14 protein-coding genes and 1 riboswitch are annotated in these 19,480 nt (G+C 76.2%); of the genes, 6 read left to right on the top strand and 8 right to left on the bottom strand.

Annotated features, from left to right (window positions below; all coding sequences use genetic code 11):
- Positions 1-8 precede the first annotated feature (8 nt).
- From LPA54_RS09350 to LPA54_RS09340, 3 genes are all read right to left on the bottom strand, one after another.
- Complete coding sequence (locus tag LPA54_RS09350; protein WP_228975691.1) at positions 9-1,565, bottom strand: MFS transporter; 1,557 nt, start codon at positions 1,563-1,565, stop codon at positions 9-11.
- Between the two features lie 95 nt (positions 1,566-1,660).
- Positions 1,661-2,407: a hypothetical protein gene (locus tag LPA54_RS09345; RefSeq protein WP_228975689.1), complete on the bottom strand. Its 747-nt coding sequence runs from the start codon at positions 2,405-2,407 to the stop codon at positions 1,661-1,663.
- Complete coding sequence (locus tag LPA54_RS09340) at positions 2,404-4,128, bottom strand: serine/threonine-protein kinase (protein WP_228975688.1); 1,725 nt, start codon at positions 4,126-4,128, stop codon at positions 2,404-2,406. Before LPA54_RS09340 ends, LPA54_RS09345 begins: the two co-directional genes overlap by 4 nt.
- A gap of 221 nt (positions 4,129-4,349) precedes the next feature.
- Between LPA54_RS09340 and LPA54_RS09335 the strand changes: the two genes are divergently transcribed.
- Complete coding sequence (locus tag LPA54_RS09335) at positions 4,350-7,061, top strand: SpoIIE family protein phosphatase/ATP-binding protein (RefSeq protein ID WP_228975687.1); 2,712 nt, start codon at positions 4,350-4,352, stop codon at positions 7,059-7,061.
- A 67-nt stretch (positions 7,062-7,128) separates the two neighbouring features.
- On the opposite strand, the gene iolD is transcribed toward LPA54_RS09335, so the two are convergent.
- The 3 genes from iolD to iolC form a co-directional block, all read right to left on the bottom strand.
- The gene (iolD, locus tag LPA54_RS09330) at positions 7,129-9,006 is read right to left on the bottom strand and encodes a 3D-(3,5/4)-trihydroxycyclohexane-1,2-dione acylhydrolase (decyclizing) (protein WP_228975686.1); all 1,878 of its coding nucleotides are present in this window, start codon (positions 9,004-9,006) and stop codon (positions 7,129-7,131) included.
- Positions 9,007-9,013: 7 nt separating this feature from the next.
- A complete protein-coding gene (gene iolB / locus LPA54_RS09325) occupies positions 9,014-9,898 on the bottom strand; it encodes a 5-deoxy-glucuronate isomerase (protein ID WP_228975685.1) in 885 nt (294 codons plus the stop codon).
- 141 nt (positions 9,899-10,039) lie between these two features.
- Positions 10,040-11,035, bottom strand: a complete 996-nt coding sequence (gene iolC / locus LPA54_RS09320; RefSeq protein WP_228975684.1) for a 5-dehydro-2-deoxygluconokinase — start codon at positions 11,033-11,035, stop codon at positions 10,040-10,042.
- A 294-nt stretch (positions 11,036-11,329) separates the two neighbouring features.
- Between iolC and LPA54_RS09315 the strand changes: the two genes are divergently transcribed.
- The 3 genes from LPA54_RS09315 to LPA54_RS09305 all read left to right on the top strand — a co-directional run bounded on the left by LPA54_RS09315 (position 11,330) and on the right by LPA54_RS09305 (position 13,915).
- Positions 11,330-12,265: a sugar phosphate isomerase/epimerase gene (locus LPA54_RS09315; protein ID WP_228975682.1), complete on the top strand. Its 936-nt coding sequence runs from the start codon at positions 11,330-11,332 to the stop codon at positions 12,263-12,265.
- Between the two features lie 34 nt (positions 12,266-12,299).
- The gene (locus LPA54_RS09310) at positions 12,300-13,319 is read left to right on the top strand and encodes a Gfo/Idh/MocA family protein (protein ID WP_228975680.1); all 1,020 of its coding nucleotides are present in this window, start codon (positions 12,300-12,302) and stop codon (positions 13,317-13,319) included.
- A gap of 257 nt (positions 13,320-13,576) precedes the next feature.
- Positions 13,577-13,915 carry a chaplin family protein gene (locus LPA54_RS09305; protein WP_228975678.1) on the top strand — a complete coding sequence of 113 codons (339 nt, stop codon included), beginning with the start codon at positions 13,577-13,579 and terminating at the stop codon, positions 13,913-13,915.
- On the opposite strand, the gene LPA54_RS09300 is transcribed toward LPA54_RS09305, so the two are convergent.
- On the bottom strand, positions 13,899-14,660 hold the full coding sequence (locus LPA54_RS09300) for a LysM peptidoglycan-binding domain-containing protein (RefSeq protein ID WP_228975676.1): 762 nt from the start codon (positions 14,658-14,660) through the stop codon (positions 13,899-13,901). The two genes, LPA54_RS09305 and LPA54_RS09300, sit on opposite strands and share 17 nt — an antisense overlap.
- 3 nt (positions 14,661-14,663) lie before the next feature.
- A riboswitch (cyclic di-AMP (ydaO/yuaA leader) is annotated at positions 14,664-14,821 on the bottom strand.
- A gap of 439 nt (positions 14,822-15,260) precedes the next feature.
- Here LPA54_RS09300 and LPA54_RS09295 point away from each other — a divergent pair.
- A complete protein-coding gene (locus tag LPA54_RS09295; RefSeq protein ID WP_228975674.1) occupies positions 15,261-16,532 on the top strand; it encodes a vanadium-dependent haloperoxidase in 1,272 nt (423 codons plus the stop codon).
- A gap of 371 nt (positions 16,533-16,903) precedes the next feature.
- Positions 16,904-18,709: a rhamnogalacturonan lyase gene (locus tag LPA54_RS09290; protein WP_228975972.1), complete on the top strand. Its 1,806-nt coding sequence runs from the start codon at positions 16,904-16,906 to the stop codon at positions 18,707-18,709.
- On the opposite strand, the gene LPA54_RS09285 is transcribed toward LPA54_RS09290, so the two are convergent.
- Positions 18,657-19,391: a TOPRIM nucleotidyl transferase/hydrolase domain-containing protein gene (locus LPA54_RS09285; protein ID WP_228975672.1), complete on the bottom strand. Its 735-nt coding sequence runs from the start codon at positions 19,389-19,391 to the stop codon at positions 18,657-18,659. The two genes, LPA54_RS09290 and LPA54_RS09285, sit on opposite strands and share 53 nt — an antisense overlap.
- Positions 19,392-19,480 lie beyond the last annotated feature (89 nt).

Raw genomic sequence — 19,480 nt, 5'->3', positions numbered from 1 at the left:
CGGGCGGGTCAGCCGTGCCCGGGGCCGCCCTGGTCCGGCCCGCCCTGGAGGCGATCCAGGTCGCCGGGGCGCACCTGGATGACGAAGAGCGCGATCAGCGCGCCGACCACGGCGAAGACCGCGGCCAGGACGAACGCGACCGAGACGCCCGCCGCCAGTACCTCCTGCGCCCAGGGCGGCGGCAGTTCACCGGTGCGCTGGAACCGCAGCCGCTCCGGGGCGCTCGCCCGGGCGAGGAAGTCGGCGACCTGCCGCTCCCCCTCGTCGGCGCTGGCCGTGCCGAAGGCGGTGACCAGGATGGACAGGCCCAGCGAACCGCCCACCTGCTGGGTGGCGTTGAGCAGTCCGGACGCCGCCCCCGTCTCGCGTTGCGCCACGCCGGAGAGCGCCATCAGGGTCAGCGACACGAACTGCATGCCCATGCCGAGGCTCAGGACCAGCATCGGTCCGAGGATGCTGCCCGCGTACGTCGAGTCGACGTCGGTGAGCGTGAGCCAGCCCAGGCCGACCGCGGCGAGCAGCGCGCCGGTCACCATGAACGGCTTGGGCCCGTACCGCGGCAGCAGTTGCGAGGCGATGCCCGCGCCGACCGCGATGACCGCGCTGACGGGCAGGAAGGCCAGCCCCGCCTTCAGCGGTCCGAAGCCCAGCACGTTCTGCACGAAGAGGGTCAGGAAGAAGAACATGCCGAAGATGGCCGCCGCCAGGCTGAGCATCATCCCGTACGTCCCGGCACGGTTGCGGTCGGTGAACATGTGCAGCGGGGTGATGGGCTGCCGGGAGCGGCGCTCCAGCAGGACGAAGGCGGTGAGGATGACCAGCGCCGCCCCGAACGACGCCAGGGTCAGCGGGTCGCTCCAGCCCTCCTGCGCGGCGCGGATGAAGCCGTAGACCAGCAGCACCATGCCGAGCGTCGAGGTGAGGGCCCCGGCGAGGTCGAAGCGGCCGGGGAGCTTCTCCGACTCCCTGATCCAGCGGGGCGCGGCCGTCAGGATGAGCAGGCCGATCGGCACGTTGACGAACAGCACCCAGCGCCAGTCGAGCCACTCGACGAGCATGCCGCCGGCGAGGAGGCCGATCGCGCCGCCGCCCGCCGATACCGCGGCGAAGACGCCGAAGGCGCGGTTGCGTTCGGGGCCCTCCGAGAACGTGGTGCTGATCAGGGCGAGGGCGGTCGGCGAGGCGATGGCGCCGCCGAGGCCCTGGAGGGCGCGGGCCGCCAGCAGTTGCCAGGACTCCTGGGCGAGTCCGCCGAGCAGCGACGCCAGGACGAACAGGGCGACGCCCACCATGAACACGCGCCGCCGTCCCAGGATGTCGCCCGCGCGGCCGCCGAGGAGCAGCAGCCCGCCGAAGGCGAGGGTGTAGGCGTTGACGACCCAGGACAGTCCCGTGGTGGAGAAGTCGAGGGACCGCTGGATCTGCGGCAGGGCGATGTTCACGATGGTGATGTCGAGCACCACCATGAGCTGGCAACTGGCGATGACCAGCAGGGCGATCCCGCTGCCGCGGCCCCGCTCCGGGGCGTCGGTCCGCGGGGTGGGGGCGGGCCGGGGAGTGGACATGGCGTTCACCGCCCTCGCTCGGGGCCGTGGACCGGGGGTCGTCCACCGTTCAACGCTAAGTCCCGGTGCGGGAGTCCACCACTCGGGTGAACGGGTCAGCGGCCTTCGCCGCAGGCGTAGGTGAAGACGGTGCCGGCGGCGTGCCGGCCCGGCGAGAGGACCTCCAGGTCGGCGCGGGCCCGGTAGGCGCCCTCGCCGTCGAACGTCCACAGAAGGTGCAGCCGGACCTCGCGCCGGCCGCCCGGGACCCGCTCGGTGAGCACGCCGGACGTGGTGCCGTCGCCGCGCAGCCAGCGGTAGGTGAGCGTGCCGGGACGGCCGTCGGTGCGGACGACGCCGACGACGTCGGCGGTGCCGCCGCACGTCGCGCCGCCCGCCGGGGCGACCCCGTCCGTGCGGACGGCCACGCCGTGGACGGCGACGGCGGGCCCGTACCGCTCCCGGCCGAGCAGGGCCAGGACACACAGGAGCACCAGCACGGGCAGGGCGTACCGGCGACCGCGCGCCCGGCGCCGGGGCGCGGACGGCGCGGGCGGCGGGCCCGCCGCCGGGTCGGCGCCGCCGCCCGGCCGCGCCACCGCCGTCGCCGTGACGCCGGGGCCGAAGCGCAGCACGGTGCCCTCGACGCGGTCCGGCCGGGCAGGGCCCACCGGGCCGGACGCGAGGCCCGCCACGGCGCTGCGGGCGGGCCGCTCGGGGCGGTCGGCACGGCCCGGGTCGACAGCGCGGCCCGGGTGGTCGGGATGGTCGGCGTGGTCGGACCAGTGGGCGGCGAGGGCGGTGGCGCTGTACTCGGGGTCGTCGGCGGGGCGCCCCGGGTCGGGGACGCGGGGAGCGCTCACCGGATCTCGCACCCCCGGGTGAGCAGTTGCCGGGACGAGGCGCCGCCGGCGGGCGCCGGTTCGGTCGTCACCGCGGCGGTCCAGTGGCAGCCGCGGGTCCCGAAGGTGTGCGTGAGCGTGAGGGTGCGGGCCTCGGCGCCGTCGCGGCGGTACGTCTCCGTCGCCCCGTCCTGGGTGCCGGGGGCGCCCGGGGAGTCCCCGGCGTACCAGGTGACGTACAGGGTGACGGGGCCGGGCCCGTCCGTGGTGACCTCGAAGGAGGCGGTCGCGGTGGCGGGGCCGGTCTGCCGGAAGTCCCGGACCGTGGCCGACCGGACGCCGGTGGGCGGCGGCGCCGCGGGCGACGGCGGGGCGGAGCTGCCCGGTCGCGGTCCGCCCGGGTCGGGAGGCGCGGTGGCGGCGGGCTCCCCGGGCGGTGCGGGCGCGGTGGTGCCCGGCCCCGCGGTGGACGGCTCGGCCGTCCCGGGTGCGCCCGGTGCGTCGGTCGGGGCGTCCGTGGCCGGGGGCGTCACCGCCCCGGCGGGCGGCGGAGCGGAGGGCGCCGGGGTCGAGGGCGCCGCCGGGGCGGAGGCCGTCGGGGAGGGCGGCGTACCGCCGGTGGGTGACGGGGCGGGGGTCGCCGCGCCGCCCGGGTGCACCCCGGTCGTGGCCAGGGCCCGCGCGCCCGTGCCGCCGCGTCCGGGGGACGCCTGCGAGGCGCCGGCCAGGAGGGGGAGCAGGCCGAGGAGCAGCGCCCCCGCGACCGCCGCCCAGCCGAGCGGTCCGGGCAGCCAGGCGCGCCACCAGCCGGCGCCGCCGCCGGGCTCGCCGAGGGAGGTGGTCGCGAGGTCGGTCGTGCCGCCCGCCTGGTCCCCGGCGGAGGGGAAGAGCAGGGGCAGCAGCGCCGCGAGGGACGCCAGGCGGCCCCGCCCGCGCCCCTCCCAGCCGGGTCCGCAGGCCGCGGCGGCGGCCGCCTCCAGCTCCGCGACGAACGCGGCGGCGTCCCCGGGCCGCTCCCGCGGCGTCTTCGCCAGGCCGCGCCGGAGCAGCGGCCGCAGCGGCTCGGGGACGTCCTCGACCGGTACGGGGGCCTCGACGTGCATCAGGGCGAGTTCGGCGATGTGCTCGCCGGTGAAGGGCTTGCGGCCGGTGAGGCACTCGTAGAAGACGGCGGTGGCGGCGTACACGTCGGAGGCGGGCGAGGCGGGCGCGCCGGTCCACTGTTCGGGGGCCATGTAGGCGGGGGTGCCGGCGACGGGGGCGACGGCGCCGCGGCCGGCGGCGATGCCGAAGTCGACGAGGCGGGAGGCGCCGTCGGCGGTGACGAGGACGTTCTCCGGCTTGTAGTCGCGGTGGACGACGCCGCGCGCGTGGGCGGCGGCGAGTCCCAGCAGGGAGCCCTTCAGGACGGTGAGCGCCGCCTCGGGGCCGACCGCGCCGTACTCGCGGAGCAGGGCGCGCAGGGCGAGGCCGTCGACCAGCTCCATGACGATGGCGGCGCCCTCCGGGGCCTCCACGTACTCGTACAGGCCGACGACGTGCGGCGACGCGAGCGTGCCGAGCAGCCGGGCCTCGTCGCGGAAGCCGTGGACGAACGACGGGTCGCCGCGCAGGGCCTCGCCGAGGTACTTCACGGCCACCGGCAGCCCGGTGGCGTCGTGGACGGCGAGGACGACGCGCCCGCCGGCCCCCGAACCGAGCTCGCGGACGTCGGTGTAGCCGGGTACCGACCAGCCGTCCATACGGCCTCCCCCAGGTCCTCGCGCGGTGGTCCTCACGCGGCCTTCACGACCGCTCCCCCACAGGGACACCTTTCGGCTACGGCCGGTTCCCGCCCCTTCCCGGCCGGGCGCGCCGCCCCGCCCGCGCGCCTCCCCGGCGAGGCGGAGGGGCGGGGCCGGCCCGCCCGCGGACGCTGTGCGCGCGGTCGCGACGGCGACACGCACGGTGCTAGAAATAGGTCATGAGGGGCAAGAGTGGACGTCTCGGGCGGCCCGGGCGCCGGGAGAGGTTCCTCGGGGTGCGCAGCGCCGCCGGACAGGTGCTCTTCCTCCAGATAGTCGTCGCCGTGGTGCTCATCGCCGCCGCCGTCGTCGCGCTGGCCTTCCAGGCGCGCCACGACGGCGAGGGCGACGCGCGCCACCGCTCCCTCGCCTCGGCCGAGTCTTTCGCGGAAGCCCCCGGGACCCTCACGGCACTGCGCGCCGGCGACCGGGCCACCCTCCAGCGCCACTCCGAGGCGGCCCGCGAGGGGGCCGGCGTCGACTTCGTGGCGGTGATGGCGCCGGACGGCACCCGCGTGGCCGACAGCGACCCCTCGCTCGTCGGGACCCGCGCCGAGGACGTGGGGCGGGCGGCGGCGGGCACGGCGTTCACCGAGATCTTCTCGGGCGACCCCAACGACGCCGCGCGGGCCGTCGTCCCCGTCCAGGACGCCGACGGGACGGTGGTGGGCCTGGTCTCCGCCGGTGTCAGCATCGAGAGCGTGGGCGACGCCGTCGACCGGCAGCTGCCGGTGTTCCTGGGCGCGGGCGGGGCCGCCCTCGCCCTCGCGACGGTCAGCTCCGCGCTGGTGAGCAGGCGGCTGCGGCGCCAGACGCACGGCCTGGGCCCGGCCGAGATGACGCGGATGTACGAGCACCACGACGCGGTGCTCCACGCCGTCCGCGAGGGCGTGCTCATCGTCGGGGAGGACGGGCGGCTGACCCTCGTCAACGACGAGGCGCGGCGGCTGCTCGCCCTGCCGACCGACGCGGAGGGCCGCCGCGTCACCGACCTGGGGCTGGCCGACGACACCGCGGAGCTGCTGGCCTCCGAACGGGCGGTGACCGACGAGGTCCACCTGACGGGCGACCGGCTGCTCGCCGTCAACACCCGCCCCACCCATCCGTACGGCGGGCCGTCCGGCACCGTCGTCACCCTGCGGGACACGACGGAGCTGCGGGCCGTGACGGGGGCGGCGGAGGTCGCGCGGGAGCGGCTGACGCTGCTGTACGAGGCGGGGGTGCGGATCGGCACGACCCTGGACGTCGTCCGGACGGCGGAGGAGCTGACGGAGGTGGCGGTCCCGCGGTTCGCCGACTTCGTGACGGTGGAGCTGCTGGACCCGGTGCTGCGCGGCGAGGAGCCGACCGGGGCCCACTCGGTGATGCGCCGGGCCGCGGTCAGCGGCGTGCGCGCGGACCACCCGCTCCAGCCGGCCGGCGACCTGATCCGCTTCGACGTGCCGATGACCCCGATGGCGGCGGCCCTGGAGAGCGGCCGGGCGGTGCTGGAGGCGGACCTGACGGTGGCGCACGGCTGGCGGGCGCAGGATCCGGCCGGCGCCGACGTGGCGGTGGCGTACGGGATCCGCTCGCTGGTGACCGTACCGCTCCAGGCGCGCGGGGTCGTCGTGGGCATGGCCAACTTTTGGCGCGTCACGCGCTCGGGGCGGTTCGAGGAGGAGGACCTCGCCTTCGCGGAGGAGCTGGCGGCCCGCGCGGCGGTGGCCATCGACAACGCCCGCCGCTTCACCCGGGAGCACGCCATGGCGGTGACCCTGCAGCGCAGCCTGCTGCCGCGGGTGCTGCCGGAGCAGGACGCCCTGGAGATCGCCTACCGGTACCTGCCCGCGCAGGCGGGGGTGGGCGGCGACTGGTTCGACGTGATCCCGCTGCCCGGCGCCCGGGTGGCGCTGGTCGTCGGCGACGTGGTCGGGCACGGGCTGCACGCGGCCGCCACGATGGGCCGCCTGCGCACGGCGGTGCACAACTTCTCCACGCTCGACCTCCCGCCTGACGAGCTGCTCGGCCACCTCGACGAGCTGGTGTCGCGGATCGACGAGGAGGAGACGGGCGACGGCGGGGCGGGGATCTCCGGCGCGACCTGCCTGTACGCCATCTACGACCCGGTGGCGGGGCGCTGCTCGATGGCGTCGGCGGGGCACTTCCCACCGGCGGTGACGCTGCCCGACGGTTCGGTGGAGCTGCCGGACGTCCCGGTGTTCCCGCCGCTGGGGCTGGGGGGCGGACCGTTCGAGACGCATGAGGTGCGGCTGCCGGAGGGGAGCGGCCTGGTGCTGTACACGGACGGGCTGATCGAGCACCGGCAGCGGGACCTCGACGCGGGGCTGCGGCTGCTGCGCGGCACGCTGGCCGGCGGGTCGGGGCGGACGCCGGAGGAGACGTGCCGGGCGGTGTTCGAGGCGCTGCTGCCGCCCAGCCGCGACGACGACGTGGCCCTGCTGGTGGCCCGTACCCGGCTGCTGCCGGAGGACCGCGTGGCCGACTGGGACGTACCGCGGGACCCGTCGGCGGTGGCGCCCGTACGGGCCGCGTGCGTGCGGCAGTTGGAGCGCTGGGGGTTGGAGGAGATCGGGTTCAGCACGGAGCTGATGCTCAGCGAGCTGATCACCAACGCCATCCGGCACGGCTCCGACCCGATCCACGTGCGCATGCTGCGCGACCGGAACCTGATCTGCGAGGTGTCGGACGGCAGCAGCACGTCGCCGCACCTGAGGCGGGCCGCCACCACGGACGAGGGCGGGCGGGGCCTGTACCTGGTCTCGCGGTTCGCGGGCCGGTGGGGGACGCGGTACACACCGAGCGGCAAGGTCATGTGGACCGAGCAGTCGCTCACGGGCGGGGCCCCGCTGCCGGACGCGTCCGCGTTCTTCGACGACGCCGCGTGGTGAGGACTCCCCCGCGGGCCGCGCCCGGGACCCGGGGCGCCCGTGGGCGCTCCGCCGGGCCGCCGGACCGTCACAGGTACCGGCGGACCCGGGCCTTGTGCCGCTCGTACGCCGTGCGGGCCGCGACGGCCGACTCCCGCGTGGCCACCTCGGCGACCGGTACGTCCCACCAGGCGGCGGCGCCGGGTGCCGCCGGCCCCTCGGTGCCCGTCTCGACGTACACGCAGGTGGGCCGGGGGCAGGCGCGGGCCTCGGAGAGCGCGGCGCGCAGTTCTCCGACGGTCGCCGCCCGCAGGACGTGCATGCCGAGGCTCGCGGCGTTGGCGGCGAGGTCGACGGGGAGCGGGGCGCCCGTGTACGTGCCGTCCGCCGCCCGGTGGCGGTAGGCGGTGGCGAAGCGCTCGCCGCCGGTCTGCTCGGAGAGGCCGCCGATGGAGGCGTAGCCGTGGTTCTGGACGAGCACGACGTTGATCGGCAGCCCCTCCTGGACGGCCGTCACCAGCTCGGTGGGCATCATCAGGTACGTGCCGTCGCCGACGAGCGCCCACACCGGCGTGCCGGGCGCGGCGAGTTGCACGCCGATGGCGCCGGGGATCTCGTAGCCCATGCACGAGTAGCCGTACTCCAGGTGGTACTGGCGCGGGGAGCGGGCCCGCCACAGCTTGTGCAGGTCGCCGGGGAGGGAGCCGGCGGCGTTGACGACGACGTCCTCGTCGCCGACGACGGAGTCCAGGGCGCCGAGCACCTGGCTCTGGGTCGGGACGGCGCCGTCGTCGTCCGCGCGGAACGCGGCGGCCACGGCGTCTTCCCAGCGCTCGCGGCCGGCGCGGTACTCGGCCTCGTACGCCGCGTCGACGCGGTACCCGGCCAGGGCCGCGGTGAGCGCCTCCAGGCCACAGCGGGCGTCGGCGACGAGGGTGCGGGCCGCCATCTTGTGCGCGTCGGCGGGGCTGACGTCGAGGTTGACGAACCGGACGTCCGGGTGGGCGAAGAGGGTGCCGGACGCGGTGGTGAAGTCGGTGTGGCGGGTCCCCACGCCGAGGACGAGGTCGGCGGTGCGGGCGGTGTCGGCGGCGGCGGCCGTGCCGGTGTGGCCGATGCCGCCGAGGTCGGCGGGGTGGTCGTGGCGGAGGGAGCCCTTGCCGGCCTGCGTGGAGGCGACGGGGATGCCCGTCGCGTCGACGAGCGCCCGCAGGGCGTCCTCCGCCTCGCTGTGGTGGACGCCGCCCCCCGCGACGATCAACGGGCGGCGGGCGGCCCGCACCGCGCGGACCGCGGCGTCGAGCTCGGCCGGGTCGGGGGCGGGCCGGCGCACGGGCCAGACCCGTTCGGCGAAGAACTCCTCCGGCCAGTCGTACGCCTCGGTCTGGACGTCCTGCGGCAGGGCGATCGTGACGGCGCCGGTCGCCGCGGGGTCGGCGAGGACGCGCATGGCGCGCAGCGCCGACGGCACCAGCGCCTCGGGCCGGGTGACGCGGTCGAAGGAGCGGGAGACGGGGCGGAGCGCGTCGTTGACGGAGACGTCGGCGTGCACCGGGTGCTCCAGCTGCTGGAGCAGCGGCTCGGCGGTGCGGGTGGCGAAGTAGTCGCCGGGCAGCAGCAGGACGGGGAGTCGGTTGATCGTGGCGAGGGCGGCGCCGGTGACGAGGTTGGTGGCGCCCGGGCCGATGGAGGTGGTGACCGCCTGGGCGGAGAGCCGGTTGCGCTGCCGGGCGTAGCCGACCGCGGCGTGCACCATGGCCTGCTCGTTGCGGCCCTGGTGGAACGGCATGGCCGCCTCGCCCGCCTCCAGCAGCGCCTGGCCGACCCCGGCGACGTTGCCGTGACCGAGGATCCCCCAGGTGCCGGCGACCAGCCGGTGCCGGACCCCGTCGCGTTCGGTGTACTGGACCGTCAGGAAGCGCACCAGTGCCTGGGCGACGGTCAGGCGGCGGGTCGACGGGCTCATCGGCACCTCACGGGGTCGGCGGGGCGTACAGGGGCAGGCGCGGGTCGACCGGCTGGTCCCGCCACGTGGCGCGGACCCAGGCGTGGTCGGGGTGGTCGCTGATCAGCCAGGCCCGTTCGGCGCCCGGCCCGGCCATGACGTTGAGGTAGTACATGTCGTGACCGGGCGCGGCGACGGACGGGCCGTGCCAGCCGTCGGGGACGAGGACGGTGTCGCCGTCGCGGACCTCGACGAGGAGGTCGGTGCCGCGGCCGTGCCCCGACGGGGAGACGCGGTGGTAGCCGAGGCCGGGGGCGCCGCGGGGGCCGGGGGCGACCTCGAAGTAGTAGATCTCCTCCAGGACGGCCTCCAGGCCGGGGCGGTGCTCGTCGTGCTTGTGCGGCGGGTGCGAGGACCAGTTGCCGCCGGGGGTGAGCACCTCGACGGCGATGAGCCGGTCGCACGCGAAGACGTCGGCCGCGGCGAAGTTGTTGACCTGGCGGCTGCACGTGCCGGTGCCGCGCAGTTCGACGGGGACGCCGGACGCGGGGCCGTGGCGGGCGGGCAGGCGCCGCTCGCAGCGCGCGCCCGCGAGGGCGAAGCGGCCGCCGGCTCGCGAGGCCAGCTCCACGCGCGCGTCGCGCGGGGCGTAGGCGAAGTCGGTGACGGCGGTGAAGACGTCGGCCCGGCCGGAGAGCGGGAAGGCGCGCCCGTCGACCTCGACGGTGCAGGCGCCGGCGAGCGGGAGCACGATCCACTCGCTGCCGCCGGTGTCGAAGGCGTGCCGGCCGCCGGGGGGCAGTGCGAGGACGCGCAGGGAGCAGTGGTCCCACCCGGCCGAGCCGGGGTCGACGTCGACGGCGTACGGGCCGCGCGCCGCCGTCCCGGCGGGCAGGTGGTCGGAGGCGGTCATGGCTGCTCCCTCGGAGCCGGTGTCGGGTGGGGCGGTGTCGGGTGCGTCGGTGCCGGTGTCGGGTGGGGCGGTGTCGGTGCCGGTACGGGAGCCCGTCGGTGCCGGTACGGGGGCGCCCCGCTCGGCGGCGCGCCCGCACCGTCAGCCGCGGGCGGTGGGGGCGGCGCGTGCGGCGGCGGTCGGCTCGCCGGCGAGGAGGTCGTCCAGCTCCGCCGCCGTGGGCATCGCCGAGGAGCAGGCGAGGCGCGAGGCGACGAGGGCGCCGGCGGCGTTGGCGTACCGCAGGGTCCGCTCCAGCTCCCAGCCGGCCAGCAGCCCGTGGCACAGGGCCCCGCCGAACGCGTCGCCGGCGCCGAGGCCGTTGACCACGTCGACCGGTACGGGTGGCACCTCGGCGGCGGAGCCGTCGCGGTGGAGGGCGAGGACGCCCTCGGGGCCCCGTTTGACGACGGCGAGGTCGGGCCCCGCGTCGAGCAGGGCGCGGGCGCAGGCCAGAGGGTCGCGCACGCCGGTGGCGATCTCGCACTCGTCGACGTTCCCGACGGCGACGGTGGCGTGGCGCAGGGCGCGCGCGTAGTGGCGGCGGGCCTCGGGCGCGTCGTCCCAGAACATCGGGCGCCAGTCGAGGTCGAAGACGGTGGTGCCGGCCCGGTCGCGGGCCTCCAGGGCGGTGAACGTCGCGGTGCGGCTGGGTTCGGCGCTCAGCCCCGTGCCCGTCGTCCACAGGATCCGGGCCGCGCGGAGCGCGTCGAGGTCCAGCTCGCCGGGGTGGATCTCCAGGTCGGGCGCCTTGGGGCGGCGGTAGAAGTACAGCGGGAAGTGGTCCGGCGGGAAGAGCTCGCAGAAGGCGATCGGGGTGGGGAGGCCGTCGACCGGGGTGACCCAGCGGTCGTCGACGCCGAACTCCCGCAGCGCCCGGTGCGCGTACGCGCCGAAGGGGTCGTCCCCGGTGCGGGTCACGACGGCGGCGGAGCGGCCCAGCCGGGCGGCGGCCACGGCGACGTTGGTGGGGGAACCGCCGAGGAACTTCCCGAACGTCTCGACCTCGGCCAGGGGCACGCCGGTCTGGAGCGGGTAGAGGTCGACGCCGATGCGGCCCATGGTGATCAGGTCGAAGGTCTCGGCGGAGTGGGGCATGCGCGTCGCTCCTGGTGCCGGCGGGCGGTGGACAGGGGGCGGTGACCGCTGTCCCCAGGTCTACGGGCAGCCCGGAGCGGTGTCAACGCCATGTACGGACATCCTGACCTCGTCCTGAGCGGATGTCCTGACAAGGTGTTGACACGGGGCCGCCCACCCACTTGTATCCGAACCGTGCGACCGGGGCTGCCGGCCCGGGACCGGGCTCGCACACGGGTGCCTCCCCGTACCCCTGTCGCCCCGCCGTCCCTCCCGGCGCCCCGCACCGGGACCGCTGGGTGAAAGGACCGCCGTATGGACGCCGCCGGCCCCGTGCCGGGCACCGCCGGTACCCCGCTCCTGGACCGCATCAGGGTCGGCTCCGCCCCCGACTCCTGGGGGGTGTGGTTCGCGGACGACCCGCGCCAGGTGCCCTGGGAGCGGTTCCTCGACGAGGTCTCCGCGGCCGGCTACGAGTGGATCGAGCTGGGCCCGTACGGCTACCTGCCCACCGACCCCGCCCGCCTCGCCGACGAGACCGCCCGGCGCGGCCTGCGGGTCTCGGCGGGCACGGTGTTCACCTCGCTGCACCGCGGGCCGGCCGTCTGGGACGCCACCTGGGCGCACGTCCGGCAGGTGGCGGCGCTCGCGCGGGCCGTGGGGGCCGGGCACTTGGTGGTCATCCCGTCGTTCTGGCGGGACGACCGCACGGCGGCGCTCGTCGAGCCGCCCGAGCTGACCGCCGAGCAGTGGACGCATCTGGCGCGCGGCACGGAGCGGCTCGCCCGCGAGGTGCGCGACCGGTACGGCCTGCGGATCGTCGTCCACCCGCACGCCGACACGCACCTCGACACGGAGGAGCACGTCGAGCGGTTCCTCGACGCCACCGACCCCGGGCTGGTCGACCTGTGTCTGGACACCGGGCACTACGCGTACTGCGGCGGCGACAGCGTCAAGCTGATCGAGACATACGGCGAGCGCATCGGCTACCTGCACCTCAAGCAGGTGGACCCGGCCGTCCTCGCCGAAGTCGTGGCCCACGGCGTGGCGTTCGGGCCGGCGGTGCGGCGCGGCGTGATGTGCGAGCCGCCGGCGGGCGTGCCCGCCCTCCCGCCGGTGCTGGCGGCCGCACAGTGCCTGGGCGTGGACCTGTTCGCCATCGTCGAGCAGGACATGTACCCCTGCCCGCCGGACCGGCCGCTGCCCATCGCCGCGCGGACCCGGCGGTACCTGCGCTCCTGCGGCGCCTGACCGCGCCGCCGCCGACCCGGAAGGGACCTGCACCATGACCCAGCGCGGGACGCTCGGCGTCGCCGTCGTCGGCACCGGCCGGATGGGCGCCGACCACGTCCGCCGCATCGACCGGGTGATCGCCGGGGCCCGGGTGGCCGCCGTCGCGGACGTGGACGCCGGGCGCGCCGCGGCGGTCGCCGCTCAGGTGGCGGGCTGCACGGTCCACACCGACCCGGCCGCCGCGATGGCCGCTCCGGGCGTGGACGCCGTCGTCGTCGCCTCCCCCGGGCCGGCGCACGAGGCGGCGCTGCTCACCGCCCTGGAACGGGGGCTTCCGGTGCTGTGCGAGAAGCCCCTGACCCCGGACGCGGCGTCGGCGCTGCGGGTGGTGCGCGCCGAGGAGAAGCTCGGGCGGCGGCTGGTCCAGGTGGGGTTCATGCGGCGGTACGACCCGGAGTACGTGGCGCTGAAGGCGCTGCTGGACGGCGGGGAGCTGGGGCGTCCGCTGATGCTGCACCACCGGCACCGCAACGCCGCATCGCCGCCCGGGTTCACCGGCGCGATGCTCGTCAACGACTCGGTGGTGCACGAGGTGGACGTGACGCGCTGGCTGCTGGGCCAGGAGGTGGCGGCGGTCACGGTGCTGCGCCCGAGGGCGTCGGGCAACGCCCCGGAGGGGCTCGACGACCCGCAGTTCGTGGTGCTGGAGACGGACGGGGGAGCCCTGGCCGACGTGGAGGTCTACCTCAACTGCCGCTTCGGGTACCAGGTCCAGGCCGAGGCGGTGTGCGAGAGCGGTACGGCGCGGATCGGCGACGCGCACGGCCTGCTCCTGAACGCGGCGGGCCGCTGGGGCGGTCGGGTCGCGCCGGGGTTCGAGGAGCGGTTCGAGGACGCGTACGACCGCCAGGTGCGGGCCTGGGTCGACGCGGCGCGGCGCGGTGAGGCCACCGGGCCGAGCTGCTGGGACGGGTACGCGGCGGCCGCCGTGTGCGAGGCGGGGGTGCGCGCCCAGGCCGGTGGGGGGCGGGTGGAAGTGGCGCTCGCCGACCGCCCGGCGCTGTACGGCTGATCGGGCGGTCGCGCGCCGGTACGCCCGTCGGTCCGCGCGGTGCGCCCGTCGGTCCGCGCGGTGCGCCCGTCGGTCCGTACCGGTACGCCGTCGGTCCGCGCGGTGCGTCCGTCGGTCCGCGCCGGTGCGCGGCCGGGGGCGGCGGCGGTGGGGCGGGGGCGGCGCCGCGCCGCCGGACGGAGCAATGCGGGGCGCCCGGGGCGGTGGCGCGCACAGTGGCCGGGACACCGACCGCCCGTCTCCCCGGAGGGACACCCATGCGCGTACGCTCACTGCTCGCCGGCCCGGCCCTGGCCTGCGCGCTGGCGATGGCCGCGGGTACCGCGACGGCCGCCGCCTCGGTCGGCCCCGGCACGGACGTCCCCCGCGCGGACACCGCCGCCTGGGACGGTCCGGGCTCGCACCTCCCCGGCTCGAACGGTCTCCTGTTCGGCGCGGACAACCTCGTGCAGCGGCCGGAGCACCGGCCGGTGAACCACTGCGGCAACCGGGTCGACCGGGACGGGCACGGGGACCGGCCGGGCGCCACCGCGTCGCCGGCTCCGGGGCAGGGCTCGGGGCCCTGCCCCGGAGGGACGGTCAGTACGGGCCGTTGACGTTGTCGATGGAGCCGTACCGGTCGGCCGCGTAGTTGCACGCGGCCGTGATGTTGGCGACCGGGTGGTACGGGTCGAACGGCGTGCCGGGCACGTGGTACGCGCTGAACGTCGGGTCGATCACCTGGAGAAGACCCTTGGAAGGCGTTCCCGCGGCGGCGTTGGAGTCCCAGTTGTTGATCGCGAGCGGATTGCCCGAGGACTCGCGCATGATGTTCCGGTGAATTCCCTCGTAGGTGCCGGGAATTCCGTTCCGGGCCAGGACGTCCAGGGATTCCTTGATCCAGCCGTCGAGGTCGTCGGTGTAGGTCTTCGCCTGCGCGGGGGCCGCGGCGGTACGGGCCTGGGAGCGGTCGGCCCGGACCGGAGCCGGGCGCTCGGCGGCCTTCGCGCCGAGCGTGAGCTTCGTGCCGGGCCGGATGAGTGAGGGGTCGTCACCGATGGCCGCGCGGTTGTCGCGGAAGAGCTTCTCCCAGCCGCCGGTGACCGCGTGGTCGACGGCGATGCGGAAGAGGGTGTCGCCGGCGACCACGGAGTACGTCGCGGGCTTGGCCGCGGTCGCGGCGGCGGCCGGCGCGGCGGTGACCTGCACCGCCGTGGCGGGCTGCGCGGCGGCGGGCGCGGCCGACGCGGTCGCGGCGGCGGTCAGGGGCAGGGCGAGAGCGGCGCCGCCGGTGCTCGCGGCGGCGAGGGTGCGGGTGACGCGGTTGTTCCTGGGACGGCGGTGCTTACCCTGTGCGGGCATGGGGACGTTCCTCTCCGGCGCCTGCGAGGTGAGCTGTCGGGTTCGGACGGGAGCTGTCCGGCGGCGGCCGCGGCCACCGCTTCACCCCGAGCCGCTCCGGGGACCGGAACGGCGTCTTGCCTGGTTCCCCCGCTCCTGCCGGGCGTAGGTGGGTGCGGAGTCCGGAAGGCGGCAGGATTCGGCGTTCCCTCCGGAATGCGGTGACCGTAGACGACGGCGGTCGGCGGGAACAAGGCCCGAATTTCCCGCCCGTGATCAATGGGAAAGGCCATTGCGCGCGAATTCCGTGGCGCCACGGGGAGTCCGGGAATTCGGCGGCCTCGTCGCGTGACCGACGTCACGGAATGCGCCCGGCGCGGCCGGGCGGGGCAATGCGCCGCGAACGACGCGCAATGAGCACCCCTCGCCACAAAGCCCCCAACAGCCCTCCAACCCAACGAAACGGACATGCACCCGAGCGGGAGCCGTTCGGGTGAGCGCGATGCCCGGACGGCTCCGGGGGGCGACCCGAGCGCTTGCGGTTTCCCGACGGGCCGTCAGGGTGGAGGCGTCGGGAAACGGTGGAAAAGGGGACGTACATTGCGAAGAACGGCATTTCTCATGGTCCCGCGTCGGGTGCGGGCGGCCTCGGCGCTGCTCCTCGGCCTCACGGCGCTCGCGGCCGCGAGCGCCCCCTCGGCGGCGGTACCGGGATCCGCCACCGCGCCGGCCGCGGCCGGATCCGTCGTCGCCGACTGGGCGCGGACCACGGCGCAGATCGTCGACCGGGAGGGCAGCGCCTCCGAGGAGGTGCTGTGGCACGCCCTGGTCTCGGTCGGCGTGTACAACGCGGTCGTCGGCATCGAGGGCCGCTACGAGCCCTACCGGTGGCGGGAGCGGGCGCCCCGCCCCGCCTCGGCCGAGGCCGCGGCGGCGACCGCCGCCCACGACATCCTGCGCCACACCTTCCCGCAGGCGGCGGCCGAACTGGCGGCCGCCCACGCGGCCTCCCTGGCGCGCGTGCCCGACGGGCCCGCCGAGGACGCGGGGGTGGCCTTCGGCCGGCGCGCGGCCCGCCACGTCGTCGACCTGCGGGCCGGTGACGGCTTCGGCGTCCAGGTGGCCTTCCCGCACACGCCCGGCACCGGCGTCTGGCGGCCCACGCCGCCCCGGCAGGAGCCCTTCGCCAGCGCCTGGCTGGGCCGGCTCCGCCCGCTGCTGCTGGACCGGCCCGACCAGTTCCGCCCGGGGCCGCCGCCCGCGCTGTCCTCGGCCCGCTACGCCGCCGACTTCGACGAGGTGAAGAAGGTCGGCGCCAAGTCCGGCTCACGGCGCACCCCCGCCCAGACCGCCACCGCGCTGTTCTTCACCAAGCTCGACCTCCAGGGCGCCCTGGCCGACCGCGCCACGCGGCAGCGCCTCGACCTGGTGGACACCGCCCGCCTGTACGCCGCCGTCAACACCGTCCAGGCCGACGCCGTCATCGCCGCCTGGGACGCGAAGCTGCGCTACGGCTCCTGGCGCCCGGTGACCGCCATCCACGAGGCGGCGACCGACGGCAACCCGCACACCCAGCCCGACCCCGCCTGGCAGCCGCTGCTGGAGACGCCCGCGCACCCCGACTACCTCAGCGGCCACGCCACCACGGCGGGCGCGCTGACCCGGACGCTGACCCTGCTGTCCGGCACCCCGCGGCTGGACCTGCGCATCACGTCGGTCGTCGCGCGCGCCACCCGCACGTACACCCACGCCCGCGACTACGACCGCGACGCCGTCGACGCCCGGGTGTGGGCGGGCATCCACACCCGCACGGCCGACACCGTGGGCAACGCCACGGGTCAGCGGGTGGCCGCCTGGGCGCTGACCCGGTACTTCCGCCCGGTGCGCGGCTGAGCCCGGGACGCCGACGGCCCTGATGGCGCCGTCGGCCGTGACGCCCCGGGAGGGGGTCATCGGGCGACGGACCGGGCGGCACCCCGCGCCGCCCCGCGCGCCCCCACCCCTTCCCCTCATCACCGCACAAGCCCGAACATCCGGTACGGACAGAATCCTTGACGTTCCATCAACGGCTTCCTACGCTCCCGCCCCATGGGAGCGTTCCCACGCCCCGCTCGCGGGCCGTGATCCCCGGGCGCTCTCCTCCCCCCACCCCGGAGGTCACCGTGACCGACGCACCCAGGCGCCGCCGCGCCGCGAACCGATCCGCGTGGATACCGAGGCCGCACCGGGCCCTGCCGGCCGTCGGCGTGGCGGCCGTCGCCGCGCTGGCCGTCTCCGCCCTCGGCGCGGCGCCCCCGACCGCGCACGCCGCCGCGACCGCCCGCCAGGTGGAACGCCTCGACCGCGGGCTGACCAGCACCCACACCGGCAGCGGCAACCTGGTGTCGTGGCGGTGGCTGGCCACGGACCCGGACAACGTGGCGTTCCACGTCTACCGCGGCACCACCCGGCTCACCTCCACCCCCCTCACCACCTCGACCAACCACTTCGACGCGGGCGCCCCCGCGTCGGCCGACTACACGGTGCGCGCCGTGGTGAACGGCGTCGAGCAGGCGCCCTCCGAGCACGCGCTCCAGTTCCGGTCGGGGTACCTGGACGTGCCGATCTCCCCGCCGTCGGGCGGCACGACCCCCGACGGGGTGGCGTACACGTACGAGGCCAACGACGCCGCCACCGGCGACCTCGACGGCGACGGACGGCTCGACCTGGTCCTGAAGTGGCAGCCCACCAACGCCAAGGACAACTCCCAGGCCGGCCACACCGGCAGCACCGTCATCGACGGCGTCAGGCTCGACGGCACCCGCCTGTGGCGCGTCGACCTGGGCCGCAACATCCGCTCCGGCGCCCACTACACGCAGTTCCAGGTCTACGACTTCGACGGCGACGGCCGGGCGGAGGTCGCCGTGAAGACCGCCGACGGCACCCGGGACGGCACGGGGGCGGTGATCGGCGGTTCCTCCGCCGACCACCGCGACTCCCGCGGCTACGTCCTGTCCGGCCCCGAGTACCTGACCATGTTCGACGGGCGGAGCGGGCGGGCCCTGCAGAGCGTGGACTACGTCCCGGCCCGTGGGAACGTCTCCTCCTGGGGTGACGACTACGGCAACCGCGTCGACCGCTTCCTCGCCGGCACCGCGTACCTCGACGGCTCCCGGCCCTCCCTGGTCATGGCTCGCGGCTACTACACGCGGACCGTCATCGCCGCCTGGGACTGGCGGGACGGCCGGTTCACACGCCGCTGGACCTTCGACACGGCCTCCTCCACCAACAGCGGCCGGGGATACGACGGCCAGGGCAACCACAGCCTGTCCGTCGCCGACGTCGACGGCGACGGCAGGGACGAGATCGTCTACGGCGCCATGACCGTCGACGACGACGGCAGCGGCCTGTGGACCACCAGGCTGGGCCACGGTGACGCGGGCCACGTCGGGGACCTCGACCCGGCCCGGCCGGGCCTGGAGTACTTCAAGGTGTCCGAGGACAGGAGCAAGCCCGGTTCGTGGATGGCCGAGGCGCGCACCGGGCGGGTCCTGTGGCAGACGGCCTCCGGGGCGGACAACGGGCGCGGCGTCGCCGCCGACGTCCACGCCGGCAGCCCGGGCGCGGAGGCGTGGTCCGCCGCCGACTCGGCCCTGCGCTCGGCGGCCGGCGCCTCCGTCGGCCGGAAACCGTCCAGCGCGAACTTCCTGTCCTGGTGGGACGGCGACACCGTCCGCGAACTCCTCGACGGCACCCGTATCGACAAGTACGGCACCTCCGGCGACACCCGCCTGCTGACCGGTTCGGGCGTCTCCTCCAACAACGGCACCAAGTCGACGCCCGCGCTGTCGGGGGACATCCTCGGCGACTGGCGGGAGGAGGTGATCTGGCGCACGGCCGACAACCGGGCGCTGCGCGTCCACAGCACGCCGCACCGCACGGCCACGCGCATCACCACGCTGCTGCACGACACCCAGTACCGCACCGCGCTGGCGTGGCAGAACACCGCCTACAACCAGCCCCCGCACCCCGGCTTCTTCATCGGCGCCGGCATGCCGACACCGCCCCGCCCCACGGTCCGCACCCCCTGAGTTCCCGTGCGGGGCGGTGGTGACGGTGGGTCACGTGGGTGAGGAGACGGTCCAGGGGACGGGGGACCCGGTCGGCGGCCAGGTGCGCGACGAGTGCGCCCGCGTAGAGCGCCTTGCGGCCGCTGTGGGTGCCCATGAAGCGCCGCAGTTGGTGTTCGACGGGCCGCTGCCGTTGGGCGGGTTGGCCTTGGAAGGTGTGGAAGGGGCGTGTCTCGCCCTGGTCTTCGATCACCTGCCGGACGCCTTCGGGGCCGAGGGCGCGGATCAGTTCGTCCTCCAGGTCGGCGACGCACACGTGGAACCCGAGCGCCTCCAGGCCGGCGCGGGTGAGTGCGGTGCCGAGTCCGACCCGCTCCAGGTGGCGCCGGAAGTGCCGTTCCTCGCCGATGTCGCAGAGTCCGGCGAGCGGGAGGCCGAGTCCGGGCGGGCCGCACAGGTCGAGGAAGCGTCCGATGTTCGTCGCCCCGCCGAGGGGTACGACCGCGACGCCTTCGGCGCCGAGGTCCCGGCCGTGACGCGCGGCGAGCGCTTCGAGGGCGGCTCGGTCGCTGGGGCCCTCGACCAGCACGATCGTCCGCACGCCGCGGGCGAGCCGCCGCGCCTGCGCGGCGGCCGTCTCCGCCGCGGCCCCACCGGCCGCCCAGGCGACCAGCGCGGCCCGGAACCGCGTCACCTCGTCCACGAGACCTCGCCTCCCGCCGCCATCCTGGCACGGCCGTGATCCCGTTCGCACACGCGTTTCCGATGGGGCAAGCCTTCGACTGCTCGACG

Source organism: Streptomyces sp. DH12 (assembly GCF_020873895.1).
In the GTDB taxonomy this organism is placed as follows: domain Bacteria; phylum Actinomycetota; class Actinomycetes; order Streptomycetales; family Streptomycetaceae; genus Streptomyces.
The sequence above is the reverse complement of the archived record's forward strand: the minus strand, read 5'-3'. Positions and strand labels throughout refer to the sequence as shown.